Consider the following 3,726-nt stretch of genomic DNA (forward strand, 5'->3'; position numbering starts at 1 on the left):
CAATCCCCGCCATGACGCCAGGCTTTAAAGCACCGATCATTCGACTCTGGTGCTCCAGCAAGTCGCGAATGCGGCTCACCGTATCGTGTTGGGGGTCGGGTGGTTTGGGGGCAGGGCGCTGAAAAAGCGAGTAACTGGCCGTTTCGGGGATCAAGCCACCCGCCAAAACGGCACAGCCCTTTTCCACGGCTTTCCAAGGGGTATCGGGTAGTGTGAAGTACAGCGCGCTGCCGGTGGGTAGCGAATGCGGCGCTTCATCGTTAAACCAACGCGCAAGTTCAATGAGCGCCGGGTTATGCCCAATCACCAGCACTCGCTCGGCCTTATCCGGCAGCGCTTTGAGCCATGTTAATAGCGCCTCGCTATCAAACGTGTAAAGGGCGTCATCAAAGAGCACATGGCTGGCTAAGTGGTGGGTAAGGAGTTGCGATGAGATCCCGTCAAAGGTTTCCCGTGTGCGCTTCGCTGTACTCACAAAGATCTCCCCATCCAACGCTTGCCAGCGCTGCAGCACATGGGCCATCGCCGCTGCCTGGCGCTCACCTCGCTTGCGCAGCGGCCGTTGGTGGTCGGTCATATCGCCATGGGGCTGTTTGGCTTTGGCGTGGCGCATTAAGGTAAGGTGCCGCATGGGAAGCCTCCCAGGCTAAGGGTCATTCACAAAGTTTAGACCACGCCCAGCGCCTAGCGAGGCCGTTAAAGCAACCTGTTAGCCGTCCCCTAAGCCATCGCGACATACCACCACGCGGTCTCTTCCAGCGCGCTTGCCCACATAAAGCATCTCATCCGCGCGCTTAATCAACGCTTCCAAGTCGCCTCCCTCACCATTGGTGGAGGCCACACCAATGGTAACGCTGATACCTAGCTCGCTCATCTCGTCGGTAAATGACAGCGCCGCTACCCGCTGCTTTAGGCGTTCGGCAATGCGTTGCGCATCCTCAGAGCTGGTGTTGGGCAGAGCCGCCACAAACTCTTCACCTCCAAAGCGCCCGATCACATCCGAAGGGCGCATCGTTTCGGCGCAAACCTCAGCAATACGAATCAGCACCCAATCCCCGTGGCTATGCCCCCAGGTATCATTGATGTGTTTGAAGTGATCCACGTCGATCATAAACAGACTGAACGGCACGTTATCAGATTGAGCTCGGTGCAGTAGCTTGTTGGCCACTTTGATAAAGTGACCGCGGTTATTGAGGTTAGTGAGCGCATCCCGCTCTGCTAGCATCCGCAGCTGCTCTTCCAGCGACTGCCGATGGGCGATTTCTTGATGAAGCTGACGGTTTTGCTCCCGCTCCTCGTGCAGCAATGCATACTGCTTGCGCTGCAGGCTTTCCAAACGCAGCAACGCGAAGAACCCCAGCACGTTGCCCATAATCAGTAGCAGCGAGAGCAACAGCGTAGGAACAGGCGCTAGCCCCGCAAATAGCACCGCCACCACTAAAAAACCAACATTCAAATACAGGCTGGCAGCCGTGGCGAAAGTAAGCAAATTGGGAATAAGCAGATAAAACGCCATGGTAGCGACCACCACTGCAGTGATTTGCGTCGAGAGGCTTTCAGGGCGCAGCGGCACAATCAAAATAATGCCTGTCGCCAATACCCAAAGCGGCAAGGCATGCAGCCAAGGGCGATACTCCGCGCTACTCCAGCGCCTTGCACTGAACGCCACTAACAAGCAAATACTTACCACCACTACACGCATGGCAATCAGAAGATAGAATTCTCTGGTTAAGCCCAGCAGGTAGTAATCTGCTATAGCGAACATGCCAAACACGCAGGCCGCCACGCAGACGGCCAAACTGAACTCTCCGCTCACACCTTCTAGGATAGACCGGCGATACATTCGCTCTCGGCTAGCATCGCAAAATTGGCCCGTTAACCCATGCACCTGATACTCTTTTTTGCGTAACGGCACGGCCCCACTCTCCCCAACCCACACGGCAACGTTTTATTATTAGAAAGGTGGCACCCTACATTTATTTCAGCCAATACCAGATAAATGGTGTGTTTAGCGATGCCATTTCCCAACCGCTTTTTGCACACTTTACACTGCAAAAGACAAATGCGCTTGGGGTTGATTTCCACGTTTACCAATCGGTCAGAAAGAGCGCGCTATAGCGCCGTAATGATAGGTGAGAACTAAATAAGAAACGTCATTATGGATGGAGGCTTGCTATACAAGCCCCCAGAAGCGAGCGATCTGGCGGGTCGAAGAAATGCCCACTTCCAGCATGTATTTGTCTTCTTCCCCGAGACCATCATCACCCCCGGCCATAATCGGCGTGCCATGCCCCATGCCTTCGATGATGTATTCTTCAATAACTTCTCGCCCTTTGTCGCTGCACCACACCTGTCGAGGAACCCCCTCTACGGTTTCTACCCGTGTTGGCGCCCCTTCAACCTGATGAATTTGCTGCCACTGACGCACGATAGAATCTGCGTTTGCGGTAGCTACCGTAGAGTCACTGCCACCATGCCACACAGAGATGGTTGGCCACGGGCCTTCAAAGGTTGAGGCACCGCGTACCAGCTCATCAAGCTTATGATCGGATGGCCCGCCATAGCCCTTCATACGAATAGCCGCCTGCATTAAGTTATCCGCGCTGCGGTAGGGTAAACCTGCAATAACGGCACCGCCCGCGAACACTTCAGGATATGTCGCTAACATCACCGAGGTCATGGCCCCGCCAGACGACATTCCAGTAACAAACACACGCTCAGGGTCAATCGTGTGTTCACTGATGACACGCTCAATCATATGATGAATAGAAAGCGGCTCACCGGCATCACGACGGCTATCGCCGGACTTAAACCAATTAAAACTGCTCATAGGGTTATTGGTTTTTCGCTGCTCAGGATAAAGCAGCGCTACGCCACACTGGTCAGCCAATTCGGACCAACCGGCTCCACGGTTATAACTCTCTGCCGACTGAGTGCTGCCATGAAGCACCACCACCAGCGGCCCATTTTTTGAATAACTATCAGGAATATACGTGTAGGCATCTAACAAACCAGGGTCCGCACCAAATTGCGTTAAGTCGGTTAAGCAATCTTGGCTACCGGCATATATAGACATATCACCTTCTTGGTACATTGAGTATGTACGCTAAATCTCACTTGCAGATATAAACCGCATGAGCAGTACAATCAAAAGAGGGACGGCAAGTGGGAATATTAAAAGATTGCGCTGCATTCCTTGCAGCGCCTATCGTAACGTCCTTGTTTGGGCAGTTCCTTTGCCCCGTTCACAGCTACCTTGCGCTTTAACGTATGCGCTCACTGTTCGTTTGCGAACATAGGGCGATAAAACTTTTAGCACCGCGCTGGTGCAACGGCGCGGTAAGTAGCGCTCGCCTCTTCCAGCGCTCCTTGCAGCGCCCGAATGCGCGATTCATGAGCGGGGTGAGTAGAGAGAAATTCAGGTGGCTGGCCATCGCCAGCGGCGGACATGTTTTGCCATAGCGCTACGCTCTGCTGCGGGTCAAAGCCCGCACGGGCCATCACTTCTAAGCCCATCAAATCTGCTTCTTCTTCATGGGTGCGACTAAACGGCAGGCTAATGCCCAACTGGGCTCCCACCCCCAGCGCTTGCATCAACTGCTGGCTGCCAAACTCCCCTTCCCCAAGCAACCCGACCACCAACAGCACGGCTTTAATGCCTAGTTGCTGGGTCAGGCGTTCATTGCCGTGGTCAGCCAGCACGTGGGCCACTTCGTGCCCCATCAC

4 protein-coding genes are annotated in these 3,726 nt (G+C 54.2%); all 4 read right to left on the reverse strand.

Annotation, left to right across the window (positions count from 1 at the left end):
- The coding region (locus BIS10_RS17870) for a histidine phosphatase family protein (protein ID WP_253507374.1) at nt 1–631 on the reverse strand (631 nt) is incomplete at its 3' end.
- A 78-nt stretch (nt 632–709) separates the two neighbouring features.
- Nucleotides 710–1,915: a diguanylate cyclase gene (locus tag BIS10_RS17875; RefSeq protein ID WP_253507376.1), complete on the reverse strand. Its 1,206-nt coding sequence runs from the start codon at nt 1,913–1,915 to the stop codon at nt 710–712.
- Nucleotides 1,916–2,173: 258 nt separating this feature from the next.
- Nucleotides 2,174–3,076, reverse strand: a complete 903-nt coding sequence (locus BIS10_RS17880) for a PHB depolymerase family esterase (protein WP_253507379.1) — start codon at nt 3,074–3,076, stop codon at nt 2,174–2,176.
- Between the two features lie 236 nt (nt 3,077–3,312).
- On the reverse strand, nt 3,313–3,726 hold a 414-nt coding region (locus BIS10_RS17885), incomplete at its 5' end, for a M48 family metallopeptidase (protein ID WP_253507381.1).

Source organism: Halomonas sp. 707B3, assembly GCF_024158645.1.
Taxonomy (GTDB): Bacteria; Pseudomonadota; Gammaproteobacteria; order Pseudomonadales; family Halomonadaceae; genus Vreelandella; species Vreelandella lionensis.